The following is a 19,840-nucleotide window of genomic DNA, read 5'->3' on the forward strand; positions in this document are numbered from 1 at the left end:
AACCGAACTCTACTGAGCGGCGCGATTATCGGTGTGTTTGTGTGTAACAGGACGTGTCGATACGCGCGCGCGGCAACGCGGCCATACGGTGACAACGGACGTGACGGAAAAACGGCAAGCCTAACGCGTCGAAATGACAGGGGATTGTTAAGCGGATCGGCAAGCCCTTGAGCGCGCTATGAAAAGAAGCGTAGGCGCGAGCCCTTGAGGTATCGGTATGAAGCGGGCGTTCGATACATTGACGGTTCGCGGGCACGGCGGGGCAGGCCGAATCGTGTTTCGCGTCGGAGGTATCGCGCGGATACATTCAGTTGCAGACTGGGGATCCGAGGCCGCATGACGCCTGCGCGCGCATGTCGGATCGATGACATCGCACGTGTTGCGCCATCAGCTTCTCTTAAGCTTCGATCGGATACGAGCACGCGACGTGCGCATCACAGGTGCCGCTGCGGTACTTCATCAAGCACCCCAGGCACCCCAGGTTCATCGAGCCCATCGTACGCCCTCTAGGGCGGCGTCCCCACGGGCTCCGGCGCGCTCGTCTCGCGATAACCGAGCCGCGCCGAAATCGCGAGCCCGGCCTGCTTGAGCAGGGCGACATAGTGCTGCTTCGTATCGGCGCCGCAGCGCATCGTCGGAAACGAAATCGACAGCCCGGCGATCACGCGGCCGAAGCGGTCGAACACCGGCACCGCGATGCACTGCAGGCCGTCTTCCTGCTCCTCGTTGTCTTCGCCGAAACCCTGCTCGCGCACGCGCGGCAAAATGCTCAGCACTGCTTCGGCGCAGGTCAGCGTTTTCTGCGTCGACTTGCGGAATTCGACGTGCGAGAGCACCTCGCGCGCATCGGCCGGCGCCATCCACGCGAGCAGCACCTTGCCGATCGCCGTGCTGTGCAGCGGATTGCGCCGGCCGATGCGCGACTGCATGCGCAGGCCGTAGTCGGCGTCGATCTTGTGGATGTAGATGATCGCGTCGTCGTCGAATGCGCCGAGGTGAACCGCTTCGCGCGTCATCTGGCCGATGCGGCGCATTTCGGTGTCGGCCTCGCGCACGAGATCGACGCTTTCGAGCGCCTTCGCGCCGAGTTCGAACAGACGGATCGTGAGCCGGTAGCGCTCGGTTTCGATTTCCTGCGTGACGTAGCCGAGCGCCTTCAGCGTTTGAATGACGCGATGCACGGTGGTCTTCGACATGCCGAGCCGTTGCGACAGCTCGCTGATGCCGATCTGTCCGCTGTCGCCGATCGCGCCGAGAATCGCGAAGACTCGACCCACCGACGACGCGGATTCGCCGCGCTCGCCGCCGTCCGCCTCGGGCGATGCGTCGGCGGTGTGCTTGCGCGATTTGCCGCGCATCTTCTCGTCAGTCCTGCTGACCGCCTTGCTGTTAGTCTCGTCCCGCGCTTTATCGCGTCGTGTTTCCGTTGCCGCCATGTCCGTCATTCCCTGTCTGTGCCGAGCCGCGCCGTCGCCTTACCGGGCTAGCGCGCAAGCCGGCCGCCGTCTACCGCGAGTGTATGTCCATGCACGTAGTCCGACGCCAGCGAGGCGGAAACACCACGGGCCCCGCGAGATCGTCCGGGATACCCCAGCGGCCCGCCGGAATGCGGCCGAGACCATCTATCGTTCTCCGCTCGCAGGATCGGCGCTGTGCCGCGCCCTGTGCCCGAGCACTGTAACGCACAATTTCGATTCCGGAACGCTGGTCCGAAAAATATTGCTCTGCGTCATTAAAGCTGGCAAGGGTTTCAGTGCCGTAACGGGTAAACGATAGTCGGCGTTTGCAAAAAGAAACGGAACGATGTTCCTTTTGTGGTGCTATATTGCGCCGGACAGGGAGAGCCCGGCGCAGAACGGGACATGACCCCGGGTAATCCACCCGTCAACGGGACGTGACCGTCCATGGAGGAGGCATGAAGATCAAAAAGGCCATCGATCGCATTCCTGGCGGCCTGATGCTGGTGCCGCTGCTGCTCGGCGCCTGCGTGCACACGTTCGCGCCCGGCGCGGGCAAATACTTCGGCTCGTTCACCAACGGCCTGATTACCGGCACGGTGCCGATTCTCGCGGTGTGGTTCTTCTGCATGGGCGCGACGATCGATCTGCGCGCGACCGGCACCGTGTTGCGCAAATCGGGCACGTTGCTCGCCACCAAGATGGCGGTCGCGTGGGTCGTCACGCTGATCGCGGCGCGCTTCATTCCGATCGACGGCATCAAGACCGGGCTCTTCGCGGGGCTCTCGGTGCTCGCGATCACGACCTCGATGGACATGACCAACGGCGGTCTCTACGCAGCCGTGATGCAGCAGTACGGCACGAAGGAGGAGGCGGGCGCGTTCGTGCTGATGTCCGTCGAATCGGGGCCGCTCATCAGCATGATCATTCTCGGCGCGACCGGCGTCGCGTTCTTCGAGCCACGCCTGTTCGTCGGCGCGGTGCTGCCGTTCCTGATCGGCTTCGTGCTCGGCAACCTCGATAGCGAGCTGCGCGACCTGTTCGGCCGCTGCGTGCATCCGCTGATCCCGTTCTTCGGTTTCGCGCTCGGCAACGGCATCGATCTGAACGTGATCGTGACGAGCGGGCTGCCCGGCATCGCGCTAGGCCTCGGCGTGATCGTCGTGACCGGCATTCCGCTGATTCTCGCCGACCGCTGGATCGCGGGCGGCAATGGCGCGGCGGGGCTTGCGGCATCGTCGACGGCGGGGGCGGCGGTCGCGAATCCGGCGATCATCGCCGACATGATTCCGAGCTTCAAGCCGCTCGTGCCGGCCGCGACCGCGATGGTCGCGACGGCTTGCCTCGTCACCGCGATTCTGGTGCCGATTCTCACGGCGCTGTGGGTGCGCCGGCATCATGCTCGCGACGCGTTGCGCGAGGAGTTCGCGGCGGCCACGCAGGCGCCGCCGCTCAACGAGCGCGACGCGCACGTCTGACGCGCCATTCCGAAGGCGTCGGAAACGAAAAGGCCGGCTCCGCGCGCAAGCGCGGAGCCGGCCTGTCTCTTTCTATTAGTGCGTCGTTAAACCGCCATCACCGTCACGGCCTTCGTGACGAGGTAGGCTTCCATCGCTTCCGGACCGCCTTCCGAGCCGTAGCCGGAATCCTTGATGCCGCCGAACGGCATTTCCGGCGTCGGCGTGGCCGGCTGGTTGATCCACAGCATGCCGACTTCCATCTGCTGCGACAGCATATGCACGTTGGCGAACGACTTCGTGTACGCGTAGCCCGCGAGGCCGAACGGCAGACGGTTCGCTTCGGCGATCGCTTCTTCGAGCTTGTCGAAGCCGCGGATCGCGGCGATCGGGCCGAACGGCTCGTTGTTGAATACGTCGGCTTCGAGCGGCACGTCGGTCAGCACGGTCGGGGCGAAGAAGTTGCCGGCCGAGCCGACGCGCTCGCCGCCCGTTGCGATCGTCGCGCCGGTCTTGCGCGCGTCGTCGACGACCTTGGCCATCGCGCTCAGACGGCGCGCATTGGCGAGCGGCCCGAGCGTCGTGCCTTCGGCGAGGCCATCGCCGAGCTTGAGGCTTTCGGCATGCTTGACGAGCGCCGCGGCGAATTCTTCGCGCAGGCTGTTGTGCACGAGGAAACGCGTCGGCGAGATGCAGACCTGGCCCGCGTTGCGGAACTTCGCGGCGCCGGCGGCCTTGACCGCGAGCGCGACGTCGGCGTCTTCGGCGACGATCACCGGGGCGTGGCCGCCGAGCTCCATCGTGGCGCGCTTCATGTGCGAACCGGCCAGCGCGGCCAGTTGCTTGCCGACCGGCGTCGAGCCCGTGAACGTGACCTTGCGGATCACCGGATGCGGGATCAGGTAGCTCGAGATTTCAGCCGGATCGCCGAACACGAGGCCGACCACGCCGGCCGGCACGCCGGCTTCGACGAAGGCCTGCAGCAGCGCGGCCGGCGACGCCGGGGTTTCTTCCGGCGCCTTCACGAGGAACGAGCAGCCGCAGGCGAGCGCCGCGGAGAGCTTGCGCACGACCTGGTTGACCGGGAAGTTCCACGGCGTGAACGCGGCGACCGGGCCGATCGGCTCCTTCAGTACCTGCGAGTGCTGGGCGACGTTGCGCGACGGCACGATGCGGCCGTACACGCGGCGGCCTTCGTCCGCGAACCATTCGATGATGTCGGCGGCGGCCAGTACTTCGAGACGCGCTTCGACGAACGGCTTGCCCTGTTCCTGGGTCATCAGGCGGCCGATGTCGGCGGCGCGCTCGCGCACCAGCGCGGCGGCCTTGCGCATGATCGTGGCGCGCTCGTTGGCCGGCACCTTGCGCCAGGCTTCGAAGCCGCGCTGCGCGGCGTCGAGCGCGCGGTCCAGATCGGCGATGCCGGCGTGCGCGACCTTGCCGATAGCCTCGCCGGTCGCGGGATTGACGACGTCGAGGGTCTTGCCGCTGGCGGCATCGCACCACTCGCCGTTGATCAGAAGTCGGGTATCGGTGTAGCTCGGGATAGCCATGCTGGGTTCCTGTGAGTGGGAAAAACGACAGGCCGCGCGGTCGTGAAGCAAGAAGCGACAGGACCTGCGCGGCCATGATTGAACTGCCGATACCAATTATCTTATCTGATTGCGCGCAATCTCACCGGACGCGGGCTTGTGGCGACGTGGATGGCATGCCTCTTGCCGCCGGGGCGTGGCGGGTTCGCGCGAGTCGTCATGCGCCTGCGGATGTATCTGTTGTATCTGTTCATGCGCGGGGTCATGTAGCGCGCCGCGTGAATCACCGCGCTTCGAGCCACGTCTTTCCATTCCGATACCATATCGATGCGACAAGCATCGCATCACACGAAAATCCCCCTGAATCGACCCTCGCGACGCTGCCGCGCGGGGCCGGAACGCAGTATCATGCTTCAGGTTTCCTTCAGCTTTGCTCCGTACTATCTTCGCCACTGCCCGTGGCCTTCGAGGACCGCGGCCGTTGTCATGTGCAGGTCGAACGCATGATCGCTGCGCATGTCCGCGGGCAATGGATCAGATAGATCCCGACCGAAAACCGAAAGCGCCTAAAAAGGCTTGCTGGAGCATCCATGAAAACCCTGTTCTTGCAGGCGCCGTCCTACGATGGCTTTGATGGTGGCGCGGGTTCGCGCTATCAGGCCAAGCGTGAAATCCGTTCATTCTGGTACCCGACGTGGCTCGCTCAGCCGGCTGCGCTGATTGCCGATAGCCGCGTGCTCGATGCGCCCGCCGACGGCCTCTCCGTCGAAGCCACGCTCGATATCGCCGCGCAATACGATCTCGTCGTCATCCATACGAGCACGCCGTCCTTTCCGACCGATGCACTCTTCGCCGAAGACCTGAAAAAGCGCAAGTCGTCGCTCCTGATCGGCATGGTCGGCGCGAAGGTCGCGGTCGATCCGCACAACTCTCTGACCGCCAGCGAGGCCATCGACTTCGTCTGCCGCGAGGAATTCGACTTTACCTGTCAGGAAGTGGCCGAGGGCAAGCCGTTCGCGCAGATCAAGGGCTTGAGCTATCGCGCGCCCGACGGCTCGATCGAGCACAACGAAGCGCGCCCGATCCTCGAAAACATGGACGAGTTGCCGTTCGTCGCGCCGGTCTACAAGCGCGACCTGAAGATCGACAACTATTTCATCGGCTACCTCAAGCATCCGTACGTGTCGATCTACACGGGCCGCGGCTGCCGTTCGAAGTGCACGTTCTGCCTGTGGCCGCAAACCGTGGGCGGGCATCGCTACCGCACGCGCTCGGTCGAGAACGTCCTCGCCGAAGTGAAGTGGATTCGCGACAACATGCCTGAAGTCAAGGAGATCATGTTCGACGACGACACGTTCACCGACTTCAAGCCGCGCGTCGAGGAAATCGCACGCGGTCTCGGCAAGCTCGGCGTCACGTGGTCGTGCAACGCGAAGGCGAACGTGCCGTATTCGACGCTGAAGATCATGAAGGAAAACGGCCTGCGCCTGCTGCTGGTCGGCTACGAATCCGGCGACGACCAGATCCTGCTGAACATCAAGAAGGGGCTGCGCACCGACATCGCGCGCCGCTTCAGCGACGACTGCCGCAAGCTCGGCATCAAGATTCACGGCACCTTCATTCTCGGCTTGCCCGGCGAAACCCAGGAAACGATCCAGAAGACGATCACCTACGCGCAGGAGATCAATCCGCATACGATCCAGGTGTCGCTCGCCGCGCCGTATCCGGGCACGACGCTCTACAACCAGGCGGTCGAAAACGGCTGGCTCGAAGAGAACAAGGTGATCAACCTCGTCAGCAAGGAAGGCGTGCAGCTGGCGGCGATCGGCTATCCGCATCTGTCGCGCGAGGATATCTATCACCAGCTCGAGAACTTCTATAAGCGCTTCTATTTCCGGCCGTCGAAGATCTGGGAGATCGTGCGTGAAATGCTGACGAGCTGGGACATGATGAAACGGCGTCTGCGCGAAGGCGTCGAATTCTTCCGCTTCCTGCGCGCGCACGAGGCGTGAACGCCGCGCATCTCGTCGCGCATTTTGCGGGCCTCGCGCTCGCGTATGCGTGCGCGGCGGCGGCGGTTGTCGGCATCGGCTATACCGTGCTCGCGAGCGCGCTGATCGGGCGCTTCTTCGCGAGGGCGGTGGCCGAGCCCACGAGCTTTCCCCCCGTCACGGTCGTCAAGCCTTTGCACGGCAACGAGTGGGCGCTGCTCGACAATCTCACGAGCTTCTGCGAGCAGGACTATCCGGGGCCGGTGCAGTTCCTGTTCGGCGTGCACGACTCGGCCGACCCCGCGCTGCAAGTCGTCGACGCGTTACGCCGGCTGCATCCGGACGCCGATATGAGCGTGGTGGCCGATGCGCGTCTCTACGGCCCGAACCGCAAGATCAGCAACATCCTCAACATGCTGCCGCAGGCGCGTCACGACGTGCTCGTATTCGCCGACAGCGACGTGGGCGTCGGCGCCGACTATCTGCGCAACGTGATCGGCGAATTGCAGCAGCCCGGCGTCGGGCTCGTCACGTGCGCCTATCGCGGCCAGCCCGATCCAGGCTTCTGGCCGCGGCTCTCGGCGATCGCGACCAACTACCAGTTCCTGCCCGGCGTCGTCACCGGACTCGCGCTCGGGCTCGCGCGACCCTGCTTCGGCCAGACCATCGCGATGCGGCGCGACACCTACGAGCGGATCGGCGGCTTCAAGCCGTTCGCGCGGCATCTGGCCGAGGATCACGCGATCGGCGAGGCAGTGCGCGCGATCGGCGAGGACGTCGCGATTCCGCCGTTCGCGATTTCGCATGCGTGCGTCGAATCGAGCGCGGCGAAGTTGATCACGCACGAACTGCGCTGGAGCCGCACGATTCGCCGTATCGATCCACTCGGGCATTTCGGCTCGGCGCTCGTGCATCCGTCCGCGTTTGCGCTGCTCGCGCTGGTGTTTTCGGGCGCGGCGCTCTGGGCGTGGCCGCTCGTGCTCGTCGCGATGGGCGCGCGGCTCGCGTTGAAACTGTCGTCCGATCGCGCGTTGCGCAGGCCGTACCGCGATCTTTGGCTGCTGCCGCTCTGGGATATCGTATCGTTTGCGATTTTCGTCATGAGCTTCCGCTCCTCGCGCGTGATCTGGCGCGGCTTCAGCTTCAAGGTCGACGGCGACGGACTGCTGTCGGCGGCACAGGACGAATGACGAACGAACGGCAGGTTGGGCAGCGAATGATCGACAAGGTTTTCAAGGAAGCAGGCGGGCGCGGTTCGCAACACCGCCTGGTCGCGGCGGCACGCGTGACGAAGCGCCCGGCCGCCATCACCACGGCCTGCGAGGTCGGCGCGCGATGAAGCATCTCGGTCGCGCGGCCGCGCTTGCGGGTCTGCTCATTTCATTGTGGCTCGTGTGGCGCGAGGATCCCAGCGCCGTGCTCGGCGCCTTGCGCGCGGCCGGCGCGGGCCTCGTGCTGGCCGCGCTCGCGCACGTGCTGCCGATGATGGCCAACGCCTGCGACTGGCGCTCGCTGATTCGCGGCGCAAACCGTCCGAGCTTCGGCAGGATGCTGCATCTCGTGTGGGTGCGCGAGTCGGTCAACAGCATGCTGCCGGTCGCGCGGATCGGCGGCGAGCTCGTCTCGTTCCGCATGCTGAGGCGCTGGGGCGTGCGCTCGTCGACGGCGGTCGGCAGCATCGTCGTCGATATGCAGTTGACGGTCATCAGCCAGTTGCTGTTCACGATGGTCGGTATCGGCTTCCTGTTCGCCCACGCGCAATCGGGCACGCTGCGGCTCGCCGGACAGCTCGCGTGGGGCGTCGTGGTGCTCACGCCGCTGCTCGTGCTGTTCGCGCTCGTGCAGCACGCGAATCCGTTCGAGCGCATGACGCGTGCGCTCAACCATATGACGAGCGGCAAGCTTGCCGAGCTCGTCGGCCAGTCGGCGCAGATCGACCAGGCGATCAAGCTGATCTGGCGTCGCCGCGCGGTCATACTGCGCTATCTGTTCTTCTGGCAGCCGCTGCAATGCTTCCTGACGTCGCTCGAAATCTGGCTCGCGCTGTATTTTCTCGGCGTGCACGTGACGCTCGTCGAAGCGGTCGTGATCGAGTCGCTGATCCAGGCGATCAGCAGCGCGGCGTTCTTCGTGCCAGGCGGGCTCGGCGTGCAGGAGGGCGGCTTCATTCTGATCGGCGGCGCACTCGGCATCGATCCGGCGACTTGTCTCGCGCTCGCGGCCGCGCGGCGGATTCGCGACCTGCTGATGTTCGTGCCGGGGTTGATCGCATGGCAGTTCGCCGAGTCGGCCGGCAACCGGCCCGCCCAGACCGTGCCGCATGACATGCGGGCGGAACTGGCCGAGCAGGGTTCGGCGCTCGGCGAAGCGAACCTCGAACGCGGCCGGCGCTGAGCGTTGCGCCGCGCTCGGTGCATCGTGCTTCAGTGCGGCGTGCTTCAGCGCGTCGCCCCGTAAGCCGGAAACGACACCTTCACCGCCAACCCGCGCTCGCCGATACCCGCGCCCAGTTGCAGGCTCGCGCCGAAGTGCTCGGCGATCCGCGCGACGATCGACAGGCCCAGCCCGCTGCCCGTCGCCTGATTGCCGGGCGCGCGGAAAAAACGGCTCGTGAGCCGCGCGAGATCGTCGGGCGCGACACCTGGGCCGTCGTCGCGCACGCACACCTGCACACGCTCGTCGGCATGCTGCACGGCCACTTCGACCGTGCCGCCCGCGCGCCCGTACTTGATCGCGTTATCGAGCAGATTGTCGAGCAGGATACCGATCAGCACCGGCTCCGCGTCGATCTCCGCGAGCAGGTCGCCGGTCAGCATCACGTCGATGTGTTTCTGCTGCGCGTTGCGCAGATTCGCGAGCAGCGTGGTTCTGGCGATCGTCGCGGGCTTGAGTGGCTCGGTCGGCAACTTCTCCTGCGCGTCGAGGCGCGCGAGCAGCAACAACTGCTCGGCAAGCCGCGCGCTGCGATCGACGCCTTGCACGACGCGCTTCATCGCGAGCCGCTGCAAGGCGACGTCCGGTTCGGCGAGCGCGACCTGGGCCTGCACCTTGATCGCGGCAAGCGGCGTCTTCAGTTCGTGCGCGGCATCGGCGGTAAACGCGCGTTCGCGTTCGAGCGAATGGTGCAGCCGCGACAGCATCTGGTTGATCGCGTCGACGAGCGGGCGCACCTCGATCGGCGTGCGGCCGATGCCGACCGGCTCCATGCGGTTGATGTCGCGCGAACGGATCGCCACCGAGAGGATTTTCAGCGGCGCGAGACTGAAGCCGATGCTGATCCACACGAGCAGCGCGAGCACCGGCAGCGCGATCAGCGTGGGCCGCGCGATGCGGCTCGCGACTCCGCTCACGAGGTCGCTGCGCGTATTGGCCGGCTCGAATACGCGCACGCTATGGCCGAGCGTCGTGTCGCGCAGCGTGAACGAGTGATAAAGCTGGCCGCCCAGCACGATGTCCTGCGCGCCGCTCGCGGCGGGCAGCGGCAAGTCCCAGGCGGCGAGCGCGTGTAGTTGCGGGCTGCCCGCGAGAACCTCGCCGTTAGTCTCGCGCACCTGGAAGAGGGCGTCGCGCGGCAGCGTGTCGTCGTCGTCGAGCAGGCTTGCGCCGGGCTCGCCGCCTTTTTCCTCTTCGCGCACGTCGATGCGCGCATTGGCGAGCGTGCTCAGGTTGGTCGAGTCGAGCAGCGCGAGAATCTGCGCCAGTTCCGCGAGACGCGCCTCTTCCCATTCGCCGACTTCGCGCGACGCCTGCCGGTAGCTCGAGACGAGCGCGATGCCCCACACGAGCGCGATGCTCGCGAGCACCAGCAGCACGAGACGCCGGCGAATCGACGGGCCCATCACGGCTTCTCCATCACATAGCCGATATTGCGCACGGTCTTGATGAGGCCCGCGCCGAGTTTCTTGCGCAGGTTCGACACGTGGACCTCGATCGCATTGCTTTCGATTTCTTCCTGCCAGCCGTACAGGCTTTCCTCGAGTTGCGAGCGCGACTGCGGAATGCCGAGATGGGTCAGCAATTGCAGCAGGATGGCCCATTCGCGCGAGGTGAGCGGCACGCGCGTCTCGTCGATCTCCACCGTTTGCGCGGCGGGGTTCACTGTCAGATTCTGGTAACGAATCAGATCGATACTGCGACCTTGTGCGCGGCGCAGCAGGGCCCGGCAACGCGCGATCAGCTCGGTGAGATCGAAGGGCTTGCCGAGATAATCGTCGGCGCCCGCTTCGAGACCGCCGACGCGCTCGATCACGCTGCCTTTCGCGGTCAGCACGAGCACCGGCACGTCGTTGCCGGCGTCGCGCAGCCGCTTGAGCAGTTCCATGCCGCTCACGCGCGGCAGGCCGAGATCGAGGACGATCAATGCATAACGGGTGGTGTCGAGCGCGAGGCTGGCCTTGTGGCCGTCGCAGGCCCAGTCGACCGTGAAGCCGGCCTGGCGCAGACCGGCTTCGACACCGCAGCCGATGAGCTCGTCGTCTTCTACGAGGAGTACACGCATGGGGCAGAGATTCCGTTTTTCAGGTTTATTGCATAACTCCCGGCGGCTTGTGCAAGCGCCGGGGCGCGGCATCCTGGTGGGACGATGCCGTTCGTCAGCTACTTCATACCATAGGTTTGCTTAAGGTATCCTTCAGCTTGAATCGATACCATCGACGCGCTATTTATGGATGGTCGCCGCGGGTTGCGAGATGCGCGCGAGACCATCGGGTTGTCAGATTGTCGAAAACTTATCGCAAGGACTTCGATTGATTGACGCGGTAGATATTTCAGGCCGATCGGGGCGTCGATCAACGTGTTCGAGCAGCCCCCGCCGATGACGCCGCGCATCCGTTCAGGCCGCAAGGCCACGCACAAGGCACGTTATGAAGCCAGCCACCATCGACATGCTGCGAGCCCATCTGCTGGTCGCCTCGGTCACGGCCATGGGCGCCGACACGCTGCTGTGCGTCACGCTGCCGATGCTGCCTGTATCCCACACCTTTTTCGCTTCCATGTCGTTCCGTCTGTTCGCGCTCGCGCTGATCGTCGGCGGCGTGGTGGTCGCACGCGAATTCGCGCAGGTCGCGTTCGAATTCGCGGTGAAGCACGATTACGCGACGGCGGGCCGCCATGCATCGCCGGTTGCGATTGCCGCCGGCTGTCCGCGGCGCTGGCTCGTCGTGCTTCATCTGCGCCTGACCGGGCAGGCGTTCGTGCTGGCCGGGCACTGACGGGCACGGGCGATGGTGGCGCAGGTGCTGAATGCATGCCAATGGGTCCTGCTGGCAGGCTGTATCGGCGCAACGCTGTACACGGTGGTGGCCGCCGTCGCGATGCCGTTTTTCGGCGTGCGGCGCGACGAGGCGCCGAAGTGGTTCGCGCATCGATGGGCCCGTCGATCCGCTGCCCGTGGCGATGATCGAAGCGCGGCCGGCGCGGCGCTTGCTCATGCTGGCGGCACCGATACTGCATACACCGCTCATACCCCGAACAGCTCGTGCGTCGAGCCGCCGCCCCGTCATTTCGCGCAGGTCGGCGTCAGCGTACTGAAGCCGCTGTGCGGCGCCGAACCGCGTCTCTACGAAAATCTGCGCACGTTTTGTGAGCAGCGGCACGGGCATTTTCAGCTGGTGCTCGGCGTGTCGTCGCCGCACGATCCCGCGATTGCGGTCGTGCGCCGCTTGCAGGCCGCTTATCCGCGGCACGACATCGAACTCGCGATCGACACGCGCGTGCATGGCAGCAACCTGAAGGTCAGCAATCTCATCAACATGGCGGAGCGCGCGCGGCACGACGTGATCGTGATCGCCGATAGCGACATCGCCGTCGACGCCGATTATCTCGACAGCGTGGCCGCGCCGCTCGCGGACCCGGGCGTCGGCGTCGTCACCTGTCTTTACGTTGCGCGCGGGGTCGGCGGTTTCTGGCCGCGCGTGGGCGCGCTTTTCATCAACGAGTGGTTCGCGCCGTCGGTGCGCGTCGCGCATGCGTTGGGCTCGCGCCGTTTCGGCTTCGGCGCGACGCTCGCGCTGCGGCGCGCGACGCTCGAACGCATCGGCGGCTTCGACGCGCTGAAGAACTGTCTCGCCGACGACTACTGGCTCGCCGAGCACGTGCGCGCACTCGGTCTGCAAACAGTGCTCTCGCATGTGGTGGTCGCGACCGACGTGATCGAGCCGACCTTCGCCGCGCTCTGGCAACGTGAAACGCGCTGGCTGCGCACGATCCGCTCGGTGAATCCGCCCGGTTTCATGTCGTTGCTGATTACGTTTCCGACGCCGTGGCTCCTGACGAGCGCATGGCTGAGCGCGACGTTCGCCGCCCACGCCTGCGTGCACACGCCGTTCGCATCGCAGTACGCCGTGGTTGCGAGCGCGACGGCGAGCGTGGTGTGCCTGGGGGCGCGTTTGCTGCTGCATCTGCGTGCCGCGCGGCGCGAGCGCACCTTCTGGCGCGATCTGCCGCTCGTGCCGCTGCGCGACACCCTGCTCGCGCTGCAATGGCTCGTCAGCGCGTTCGGCTCGCACGTCGTGTGGCGCGGCGCGCGCATGGGACTCGAAACGCCGGCTGCCGAGCGCGGCGGACGGCTTCCCGCCATGGAGCCCTCGGATGGCGGCTAAGCCACGCGGCCTGATCGTGACCGCCGACGATTTCGGCTTGCACCCGCGCGTGAACTGCGCGGTCGAGCGCGCGCATCGCGACGGTGTGCTGCGCGCGGCGAGCCTGATGGTCGGCGCGCCGGCCGCGAGCGATGCGATCGAGCGTGCGCGCAGATTGCCGCAGTTGCGCGTGGGTCTGCATCTGGTGCTCGCCGACGGCGCCGCGCTCGCGCCGCGCGCGGAGATCGCCGCGTTGCTCGACGAACACGGTCGCTTCGGCAGCAACATGGTGCGCGACGGTGTGCGGTTTTTCTTTCTGCCGCACGTGCGCAGACAACTCGCGCGCGAAATCCGCGCGCAGTTCGAGGCCTTCGCCGCGAGCGGGCTCACGCTCGATCACGTCAACACGCACAAGCATTTTCATCTGCATCCGACCGTGCTCGGCCTGATTCTCGAGATCGGCCGCGACTACGGCATGAAGGCGATGCGCCTGCCGTTCGAGGCCAATGCGCCGCTGTGGCTGCGGCCGTGGATCGCGCAGGTGAAGAGGCGTCTCGAACGAGCCGGCATCGCGCATAACGACTACGTGGTCGGGATCGCGGCGAGCGGCCGGATGGACGAAGCGGCATGGCTTGCCGCGCTCGCCGATCTGCCGCATGGCGTCGGCGAGATCTACTGCCACCCGGCGGTCGAAGGCGAGGCGCTGAGCGCCGGCATGCACGACTACCGTCATGCCGACGAATTGCACGCACTGCTGTCGCCGCGGGTGGCCGCCGCGATTCGTGCGCTTGGCGCGCCGGTCGGCGGCTTTGCGGACGTGCTCGCCTGACGCGTCGATGGGGTGGCGATGAGGTGGCAATGAAGCGGCCATGAAGCGTCGTGGCGCGGATTCGATGCGGATGCCGCGCGACTCCGGCGCGATATCAACGCACGGCACGGCAGCAGCCAGGTCAGCAGGTACGGCTCGTAGCACGGCACGCCCGGCACGAATGAACCCGGCGCGCCGCGTCACCCGGCGACACCTCACACCGTCTGCTTCTTCATCAGCAGCCTCAACAGCGCCGGCAACAGCAACAGCACGAGCGGCAACTGCACGATCAGCCCGGAAATGATCGCGACCGCGAGCGGCTGCTGCATCGCCGAGCCTTGCCCCAAGGCAAATGCGAGCGGCAGCAGCGCGAGAATCGCGGCAATCGTCGTCATCGCGATCGGGCGCAGCCGATTGCGGCCGGCGCTCTGCAGCGCTTCGTGAAACGGCATCTCCTCGTCGCGCACCAGCGCCTGCAATTCCGACACGTAGAAGATCGCGACCTCGGTGACGATGCCGACGATCATCGTCATCCCCATCATCGCCGAGATGTTCAGCTCGATGCCGGTGACCCACAGGCCGATGAACACCGCGCCCGCCGCGAGCAGCGGCATCGCCAGCACCGCGAGCGCGACGCGCAGGCGCTCGTAGAGAAACAGCAGCAGGCCGAACACGAGCGCGAGCGCGGCGCCGAACACGGTCAGGAGCCCCTTGAACGCGATCTGCTGTTGCTGATACAGGCCGCCCAGTTCGTAGTAGACGCCGGCCGGCAGCAGGTTCGCGTCGCCGAGCGCCTTCTGCACGTCGGCGATCGTCGAGCCGAGATCGCGGCCGTCGATGCGCGCGGTCACCGCGACCATGCGCTTCAGATTCGAGCGGCTGATTTCAGGCTGGCCCGTGACGGTCACGCGATCGGCGACGCGCTTGAGCGCAAACAGATGCCCGTCGGGCGCGCGAATCTGTAACTGGCCCAGTTGCGTATCGGTGAGTTCGCGCGCGCCGCTCACGCGCACCCGCACGCCGACCGTTTTCGGGCCGCTCTGGAACTGCGTCGCGACATTGCCTTCGAGCATGTCGGTGACGGCCTGCGCGATCGCTTGCGGGTCCATGCCCTCGGCCGCCGCGGCAGCGGGCAGGATATGCAGCTCGAGCGCATCGCCGGCCGGGTTGATGCCGTCGTCGACGTCGACGATGCCCTGAATCTGGCCGATACGCGCCGCGACCTTGCGCGCGGTGGCCTGCAGCGTGTTGGTGTCGTCGGAGAAGATCTTGATCTGCACCGGCTGCGGCACGGCCGTCAGGTCGCCGATCAGGTCTTCCATCAGTTGTGCGAGTTCGATGTTGACGCCCGGCACCTGCGTTTCGACCCGCGCGCGGATTTCTTCCATCACGGTCTCGATCGGCTCGCGTTTGCCCGACTTGAGCCGCACGAAGAAGTCGCCCTTGTTCGGTTCGTTCAGATCGCCGCCGAGACCCGCGCCGGTGCGGCGCGAGTAGGTCGCGACGTTCGGATTCGCGCGGATGATCTGCTCGATCTGCTTCATGAGCCGGTCCGTTTCGGTGATCGAGGTGCCCGGCTGCGTGTGATAGTCAAGCACGAAGCCGCCTTCGTCCATGCTTGGCATGAAGCCGCTGCCGACGCGCGTGAACGCGAACGCGGCCACCACGACGAGCGGCAGCACGCCGAGCAGCACGAGCGGCGGCCGTGCGATCACGCGCCCGACCAGCGCCGCATAGCGCCGGTTCAGCCACGCGGCGAGGCGTGTTTCCGCATGCTCCTCGGCGTCTTCGGGCTTGAGCCAGTGGTCGCACAGAATCGGCACCGCGAGCCAGGTGACGAGAAACGAAATGAACAGGGCGCTTGCCATCGTCACCGACAGTGCCTTGAAAAACGCGCCCGTCACGCCCGACAGAAACGCGAGCGGCACGAAGATAATCAATGTCGCCGCCGACGAACCCGCGAGCGGCCGCGTGAATTCGAGCGCCGCGGCCATCACGCGGCCATGAAACGCGTGCGCGCCGGCCTCGCGCATGCGCCGCACGATGTGCTCGATCATCACGATGGCGTCGTCGATCACGAGGCCGACCGCGGCGGCCATGCCGCCTAGCGTCATGATGTTGAAGCCCATGCCGAACACGTCGAGCAGCAGGATCGTCGCGGCCATCACGACCGGCACCAGCGCGACCGCGATCGCGGTGATCTTCCCGTTGCGCAGGAAGACGAACAAGGTCAGCGCCGCCAGCACGATGCCGATCAGGATCGCGTCGCGCACGCTGGTGGCCGAGGCGATCACCAGTTCGCTCTGGTCGTACCAGTTCGACAGATGCACGCTTGCGGGCATCTGCGGCCCGAACGCGGCGAGCTTCGCGCGGATCGCGCGCGCCATCGCGACGCTGTTCGCGCCGGGCTGCTGATAGATGTTGAGCAGCACCGCGTCCTGGCCGTCGGCGGTGACGCGCATCCATTGCGGCACGACGCCGGCGCGCACGGTGGCGACGTCGCCGAGGCGGATCTGTGCGCCGTTTGCATTGCCGTTCGCGGAGACCACGACGTTGCGCAGTTCGTCGAGCTGCGTGATCGTCGTGTTGCTGACGACGAGGTAGAGCTTGTCGTGATCCTCGATGCGGCCGTTCGCCATCAGCACGTTGCTTGCGCCGATCGCCTTCGAGACGTCCGCGAGCGACAGCTTGTAGGCGGCGAGGCGCACGGGATCGACCGCGACTTCGAATTCGTCCTGCGCGCCGCCGGTCACCTCGACGCGCGCCACGCCTTCCACCGACGACAGCAGCGGACGCATCTGGAACTGCGCGAGATCGCGCAGCGCCGAGAGCGACTGCTGCGTCGAGGTCAGGCTGTACGCGAGCACCGGAAACACGGTCGGGTCCATGCGCCGCACCTGCATCGTCGTGCCGGGCGGCAGCGTCGCGAGAATTTCGCTGATCGCCGATTGCGCCTGCAAGGTCGCCTGCGCCATGTCGGTGCCCCAGTCGAAGTTCAGCGAGATTTCCGCGGCGCCGCGGCTCGTCGTCGAATCGACGTCGCGCACGTTCGGCACGCGCCGCAGCGCTTCCTCGACCGGCATCGTGACGAGCGTCGCCATCTGCTCGGCGGGGCGGTCGCCCGCATCGAGCGAGACGACCGCGCGCGGAAACGAGACGTTCGGAAACAGCGAGATCGGCAGACGGAACGCGGCGAGCGCACCCGCGATCGCGAGCAGCGCGATCACGAAGAGGAGCGAGCGGCGATGCGTCTGCATCCATTGGCCGAAGTTCATCGCGACGCGTCTCCCCCAGTGCGCACCGCCATGCCGTCCGTCAACTCGTAGTTGCCGCTGACGACGAGCCCGAGCGCGGCGTCGAGCGAGCCGTCCACGCCATAATTCGCGCCGTTTTCGACCACGATCGTCACCGCGACGCGGCGGGCCTTGTGTTGCGGCGTGATCTGGAACACGTACGCGCCGTGGCGATCCTTCAGCACGGCCGCGCGCGGCACGATCCAGTGCGTGCCGGCGCGCGTCGCGACATCGGCGGCGACGCGCGTGCCGGGGATGAACGGCGTCTGCGCGAGCGGCACGTCCGCGCCGATATTGACCAGTTGCGATTGCGGGTCGATCGCGGCGCCGACGAAGACAACGCGGCCCGTGGCCGTGGTCTGCGCGAGCGCGGCGGAGAGGCCGCGCAAGGTCACGGTGTCGCCGGGATGGATCGCGCCCGCGTCGGCGGGTTCGACGCCGAGCGTGAGGTTCGCGCGGGCGGTTTGCGTATCGCCGGCGCGACCGCTCGCGAGTTGCAGGATCGCCGCGCCGGCCTGCACTTGGTCGCCTTGCGCCGCGGATAGTTGCAGCACTACGCCGTCGAACGGCGCGTTCACGGTCTTGTCGCCGCTCGCGACGCCGGTTTGATGCTGCGCGGCGAGCGCCTGCCGCGCGTCGTCGGCGGCTTTGCTCGCGCTCGCGAGTTGCGAGCGCGTGGCAAGCCCCTTGTCGTAGAGCGATTGCGTGCGTGCGAGCTCGCCCTGTGCGAGCGTCAGCGCACTCGTCGCCTGGGTGGCGGCCAGCACGGCGGCGGGGTCGGCCTGCACGACGAACAGCGGCGTGCCGCGTCTGACGCTCTGGCCGGCCTGCACGCGCATCTGCACGATGCGCGCGAGGTAGGGCAGGTTGATCGTCGTGACGCTCGACGCGGAGGTGGCAACGACGCCGAAGCCGCGCACCGGTTGCGCGATTTCGGCGCGCTGCACGCGCACGGTCTGAACGGCCACCGACGGTTGCGGCTCGGCGGTGCTGCTGTCGGCTGCATGAGCCGCAGGCGCGGAGGCGTACCACAGCACGGCGCAGGCGAGCGGCGCCGCGACGGCCACCGTGGCCGCGGTGGCGACGGCGCGCGGCCACGACCGCAACGTTGAAAACAGGCTATTTCGCATGAGTGTCGATGAATGTCTGGGCGGATGAGAAGGCATCGGGAATCGCGCTGCCGAGCAGCGCCTGCAAACCGACACGTTGTTCGGCGAGCGATTCGCGCAGCGTCGCGACGTCGATACGTTTCGTGAGCGCGGCGCTTTGCGCATCGGTGTAGGCACCGAGCGCGAGGTCGTGATCGGCGTAGGCCGCGGCCGCCTGCCGGGCGGCGTGCTCGACGTCGGGCAGCGCGGACTCGGTCTGCTGCAACTGCCGCGCGAGAATCGCGCTGTCCTCGCGCAGATGCGCGACGTCCGCGTAGGCCTCGTTCAGGCGCGTCTGGTATTCGTCGCGCAGCCGCGCACGTGTGGCTTTTTCGATCGCGACGTTGCCCTGGTTGCGGTTGAAGATCGGCAGGCTCAGGTTGATCTGGAAGCCGCTCGTGTAGATGTTCGAAGTGTCGCGCGCGCGCACGAAGCCGACCGACAGGCTCGGGAACTGGCTCAGAATCGCTGCGCAATATTTCTGCTCCTGGGCTTCGTAGCCGGCTTGCAGCGCGATCAGATCGGGGCGGCGCTGCGCGAGTCTCGCGAGCGCCGCGTCGAGCGTGTCGTCCGCGAGCGGCGTGATGTCGCCGTCGCCTGGTTGCGTTTGCAATTGCACCTGCACGTCGGGCGCGAGGCCGAGCAGCGCGTTCAGGTCGTGATGCGTTTGCGCGGCCGCGCGTTCGGCGTCGGTGTATTGCTTGCGCGCGTCGCCGTAGGCGAGCAGCGCGGCGCTCAGCACGTCGTCGGTCAGATTGCCGTCGCGGCGCGCCTCGGCCATGCGCTCGTAGCGCGTGCGCGCGAGATCGCGCTGTTCGCGCAGCAGCGGCAGCGTGTCCTGCTGGAAACGCGTCTTGATGAACAACTGCCGTGCCTGCGCGACGACCTGCCACTCCTGCCACAGCAGGCCGAGATCGGTCTTCGCGAGCGTCGCGTCGGCGGACTGTTTATTCGCGCTGCGCAGCACGATCGCCATCACGTCGATGCTCAGGCCATAATTGAACGCGCGCGTGGTGCCGGCCGCACCCGGGTAATCGCTCGATATGCTCAGTTGCGGATCGGGCAGCAGTCCCGCCGAATAGGCCTGTGCGCGCGCGATGCCGAGATCGTCGCGGGCGAGCTTGAGATCGGGATTGTTGGCGACTGCGAGCATCGCGACTTCGTCGATATCGAGCCCGTCCGAGGGGTCGAAGCGATGCGCGGCCAGTTCGGGCAGCGGCATCGTCGCCGGATCGATGCGGATGCGTTCGAGCGAGCGCGTCGATGTCGAGGTGTCTTGCGGCGCGAGCGGTTCGCGATGGTAGATCGCGCAGCCGCCGAACAGCAGCGCGCACAGCGGCGCGAGCAGGCGCAGCTGGCGCAAGGGGCGAGGGCAGCGGCGGGACGCCGAAGCTGTCGGCGCCGATGCGGGCGCTGCAAAAGCCGCCGCCGTAGCGTGAAAAACAGGCAAAATCCGGCTCCTGAAAGAGGTCGGGGCCATCACGAACAATCACGAACGGATGCCACGAAATGGAAGCCGATTCTGCTCAAAGGGCGCTTAAGACATGCTTAACGTGCCTCGATGCACGACGTTGCG

15 protein-coding genes and 1 pseudogene are annotated in these 19,840 nt (G+C 66.5%); 8 read left to right on the forward strand and 8 right to left on the reverse strand.

Features of this window, described 5'->3' with window-relative positions:
• Positions 1-506 precede the first annotated feature (506 nt).
• Both kdgR and F3J20_RS32025 read right to left on the reverse strand, forming a co-directional pair.
• A complete protein-coding gene (kdgR, locus tag F3J20_RS07085; RefSeq protein ID WP_240162723.1) occupies positions 507-1,358 on the reverse strand; it encodes a DNA-binding transcriptional regulator KdgR in 852 nt (283 codons plus the stop codon).
• 125 nt (positions 1,359-1,483) lie between these two features.
• Positions 1,484-1,635 (reverse strand): annotated as a pseudogene (locus F3J20_RS32025) (SDR family oxidoreductase); the annotation flags it as partial.
• Between the two features lie 280 nt (positions 1,636-1,915).
• Here F3J20_RS32025 and kdgT point away from each other — a divergent pair.
• Entirely contained in the window at positions 1,916-2,935 is a 1,020-nt protein-coding gene (gene kdgT / locus F3J20_RS07095; protein ID WP_167282750.1) for a 2-keto-3-deoxygluconate transporter, read from the forward strand.
• Positions 2,936-3,021: 86 nt separating this feature from the next.
• Here kdgT and F3J20_RS07100 read toward each other — a convergent pair whose 3' ends face one another.
• The gene (locus tag F3J20_RS07100; protein ID WP_167282752.1) at positions 3,022-4,467 is read right to left on the reverse strand and encodes an NAD-dependent succinate-semialdehyde dehydrogenase; all 1,446 of its coding nucleotides are present in this window, start codon (positions 4,465-4,467) and stop codon (positions 3,022-3,024) included.
• A 569-nt stretch (positions 4,468-5,036) separates the two neighbouring features.
• On the opposite strand from F3J20_RS07100, the gene hpnJ reads away from it, so the two are divergent.
• Genes hpnJ through F3J20_RS07120 form a run of 4 tightly spaced genes read left to right on the forward strand, consistent with a single transcriptional unit; the run spans position 5,037 to position 8,831 of the window.
• A complete protein-coding gene (gene hpnJ / locus F3J20_RS07105) occupies positions 5,037-6,458 on the forward strand; it encodes a hopanoid biosynthesis associated radical SAM protein HpnJ (protein WP_167038078.1) in 1,422 nt (473 codons plus the stop codon).
• Complete coding sequence (gene hpnI, locus F3J20_RS07110) at positions 6,455-7,627, forward strand: bacteriohopanetetrol glucosamine biosynthesis glycosyltransferase HpnI (protein ID WP_167282754.1); 1,173 nt, start codon at positions 6,455-6,457, stop codon at positions 7,625-7,627. The genes hpnJ and hpnI (F3J20_RS07110) overlap by 4 nt, the downstream gene beginning before the upstream one ends.
• Complete coding sequence (locus tag F3J20_RS07115) at positions 7,624-7,776, forward strand: hypothetical protein (RefSeq protein ID WP_167282756.1); 153 nt, start codon at positions 7,624-7,626, stop codon at positions 7,774-7,776. Before hpnI (F3J20_RS07110) ends, F3J20_RS07115 begins: the two co-directional genes overlap by 4 nt.
• Positions 7,773-8,831 (forward strand): lysylphosphatidylglycerol synthase domain-containing protein, encoded by a 1,059-nt coding sequence (locus tag F3J20_RS07120; RefSeq protein WP_167038082.1) that lies wholly within the window; start codon positions 7,773-7,775, stop codon positions 8,829-8,831. The genes F3J20_RS07115 and F3J20_RS07120 overlap by 4 nt, the downstream gene beginning before the upstream one ends.
• Positions 8,832-8,875: 44 nt before the next feature.
• Here the strand turns inward: F3J20_RS07120 and F3J20_RS07125 are convergent, their stop codons facing one another.
• Positions 8,876-10,279 carry an ATP-binding protein gene (locus F3J20_RS07125; protein WP_167282758.1) on the reverse strand — a complete coding sequence of 468 codons (1,404 nt, stop codon included), beginning with the start codon at positions 10,277-10,279 and terminating at the stop codon, positions 8,876-8,878.
• Positions 10,276-10,935, reverse strand: coding sequence for a response regulator transcription factor (locus F3J20_RS07130; protein WP_167038086.1), 660 nt, complete (start codon positions 10,933-10,935; stop codon positions 10,276-10,278). The genes F3J20_RS07125 and F3J20_RS07130 overlap by 4 nt, the downstream gene beginning before the upstream one ends.
• A gap of 364 nt (positions 10,936-11,299) precedes the next feature.
• On the opposite strand from F3J20_RS07130, the gene F3J20_RS07135 reads away from it, so the two are divergent.
• From F3J20_RS07135 to hpnK, 3 genes are read left to right on the forward strand one after another with little or no spacing between them, the layout of a single operon-like run.
• Positions 11,300-11,647, forward strand: coding sequence for a hypothetical protein (locus tag F3J20_RS07135; protein WP_167282760.1), 348 nt, complete (start codon positions 11,300-11,302; stop codon positions 11,645-11,647).
• A 12-nt stretch (positions 11,648-11,659) separates the two neighbouring features.
• Positions 11,660-13,036, forward strand: a complete 1,377-nt coding sequence (gene hpnI, locus F3J20_RS07140; RefSeq protein WP_167282762.1) for a bacteriohopanetetrol glucosamine biosynthesis glycosyltransferase HpnI — start codon at positions 11,660-11,662, stop codon at positions 13,034-13,036.
• Positions 13,026-13,844: a hopanoid biosynthesis-associated protein HpnK gene (gene hpnK, locus F3J20_RS07145; RefSeq protein WP_167038092.1), complete on the forward strand. Its 819-nt coding sequence runs from the start codon at positions 13,026-13,028 to the stop codon at positions 13,842-13,844. The genes hpnI (F3J20_RS07140) and hpnK overlap by 11 nt, the downstream gene beginning before the upstream one ends.
• A 194-nt stretch (positions 13,845-14,038) precedes the next feature.
• Here hpnK and F3J20_RS07150 read toward each other — a convergent pair whose 3' ends face one another.
• The 3 genes from F3J20_RS07150 to F3J20_RS07160 are packed head-to-tail and all read right to left on the reverse strand — an operon-like array spanning position 14,039 to position 19,627.
• Positions 14,039-17,098, reverse strand: coding sequence for an efflux RND transporter permease subunit (locus F3J20_RS07150; RefSeq protein WP_167282764.1), 3,060 nt, complete (start codon positions 17,096-17,098; stop codon positions 14,039-14,041).
• Positions 17,095-18,246, reverse strand: a complete 1,152-nt coding sequence (locus tag F3J20_RS07155; RefSeq protein ID WP_167282766.1) for an efflux RND transporter periplasmic adaptor subunit — start codon at positions 18,244-18,246, stop codon at positions 17,095-17,097. Before F3J20_RS07155 ends, F3J20_RS07150 begins: the two co-directional genes overlap by 4 nt.
• Positions 18,236-19,627 carry a TolC family protein gene (locus tag F3J20_RS07160; RefSeq protein ID WP_240162724.1) on the reverse strand — a complete coding sequence of 464 codons (1,392 nt, stop codon included), beginning with the start codon at positions 19,625-19,627 and terminating at the stop codon, positions 18,236-18,238. The genes F3J20_RS07155 and F3J20_RS07160 overlap by 11 nt, the downstream gene beginning before the upstream one ends.
• Between the last annotated feature and the right edge of the window lie 213 nt (positions 19,628-19,840).

Source organism: Paraburkholderia sp. Cy-641, assembly GCF_011752945.1.
GTDB lineage: Bacteria > Pseudomonadota > Gammaproteobacteria > Burkholderiales > Burkholderiaceae > Paraburkholderia.

Coding starts and splice junctions, on each gene's coding strand:
- F3J20_RS07155 (WP_167282766.1), bottom strand. CDS start 18,246: ATGCGAAATAGCCTGTTTTCAACGTTGCGGTCGTGGCCGCGCGCCGTC.
- F3J20_RS07135 (WP_167282760.1), top strand. CDS start 11,300: ATGAAGCCAGCCACCATCGACATGCTGCGAGCCCATCTGCTGGTCGCC.
- hpnI (WP_167282762.1), top strand. CDS start 11,660: ATGGTGGCGCAGGTGCTGAATGCATGCCAATGGGTCCTGCTGGCAGGC.
- F3J20_RS07130 (WP_167038086.1), bottom strand. CDS start 10,935: ATGCGTGTACTCCTCGTAGAAGACGACGAGCTCATCGGCTGCGGTGTC.
- F3J20_RS07115 (WP_167282756.1), top strand. CDS start 7,624: ATGACGAACGAACGGCAGGTTGGGCAGCGAATGATCGACAAGGTTTTC.
- hpnK (WP_167038092.1), top strand. CDS start 13,026: ATGGCGGCTAAGCCACGCGGCCTGATCGTGACCGCCGACGATTTCGGC.
- F3J20_RS07150 (WP_167282764.1), bottom strand. CDS start 17,098: ATGAACTTCGGCCAATGGATGCAGACGCATCGCCGCTCGCTCCTCTTC.
- kdgT (WP_167282750.1), top strand. CDS start 1,916: ATGAAGATCAAAAAGGCCATCGATCGCATTCCTGGCGGCCTGATGCTG.
- F3J20_RS07100 (WP_167282752.1), bottom strand. CDS start 4,467: ATGGCTATCCCGAGCTACACCGATACCCGACTTCTGATCAACGGCGAG.
- hpnJ (WP_167038078.1), top strand. CDS start 5,037: ATGAAAACCCTGTTCTTGCAGGCGCCGTCCTACGATGGCTTTGATGGT.
- F3J20_RS07120 (WP_167038082.1), top strand. CDS start 7,773: ATGAAGCATCTCGGTCGCGCGGCCGCGCTTGCGGGTCTGCTCATTTCA.
- kdgR (WP_240162723.1), bottom strand. CDS start 1,358: ATGCGCGGCAAATCGCGCAAGCACACCGCCGACGCATCGCCCGAGGCG.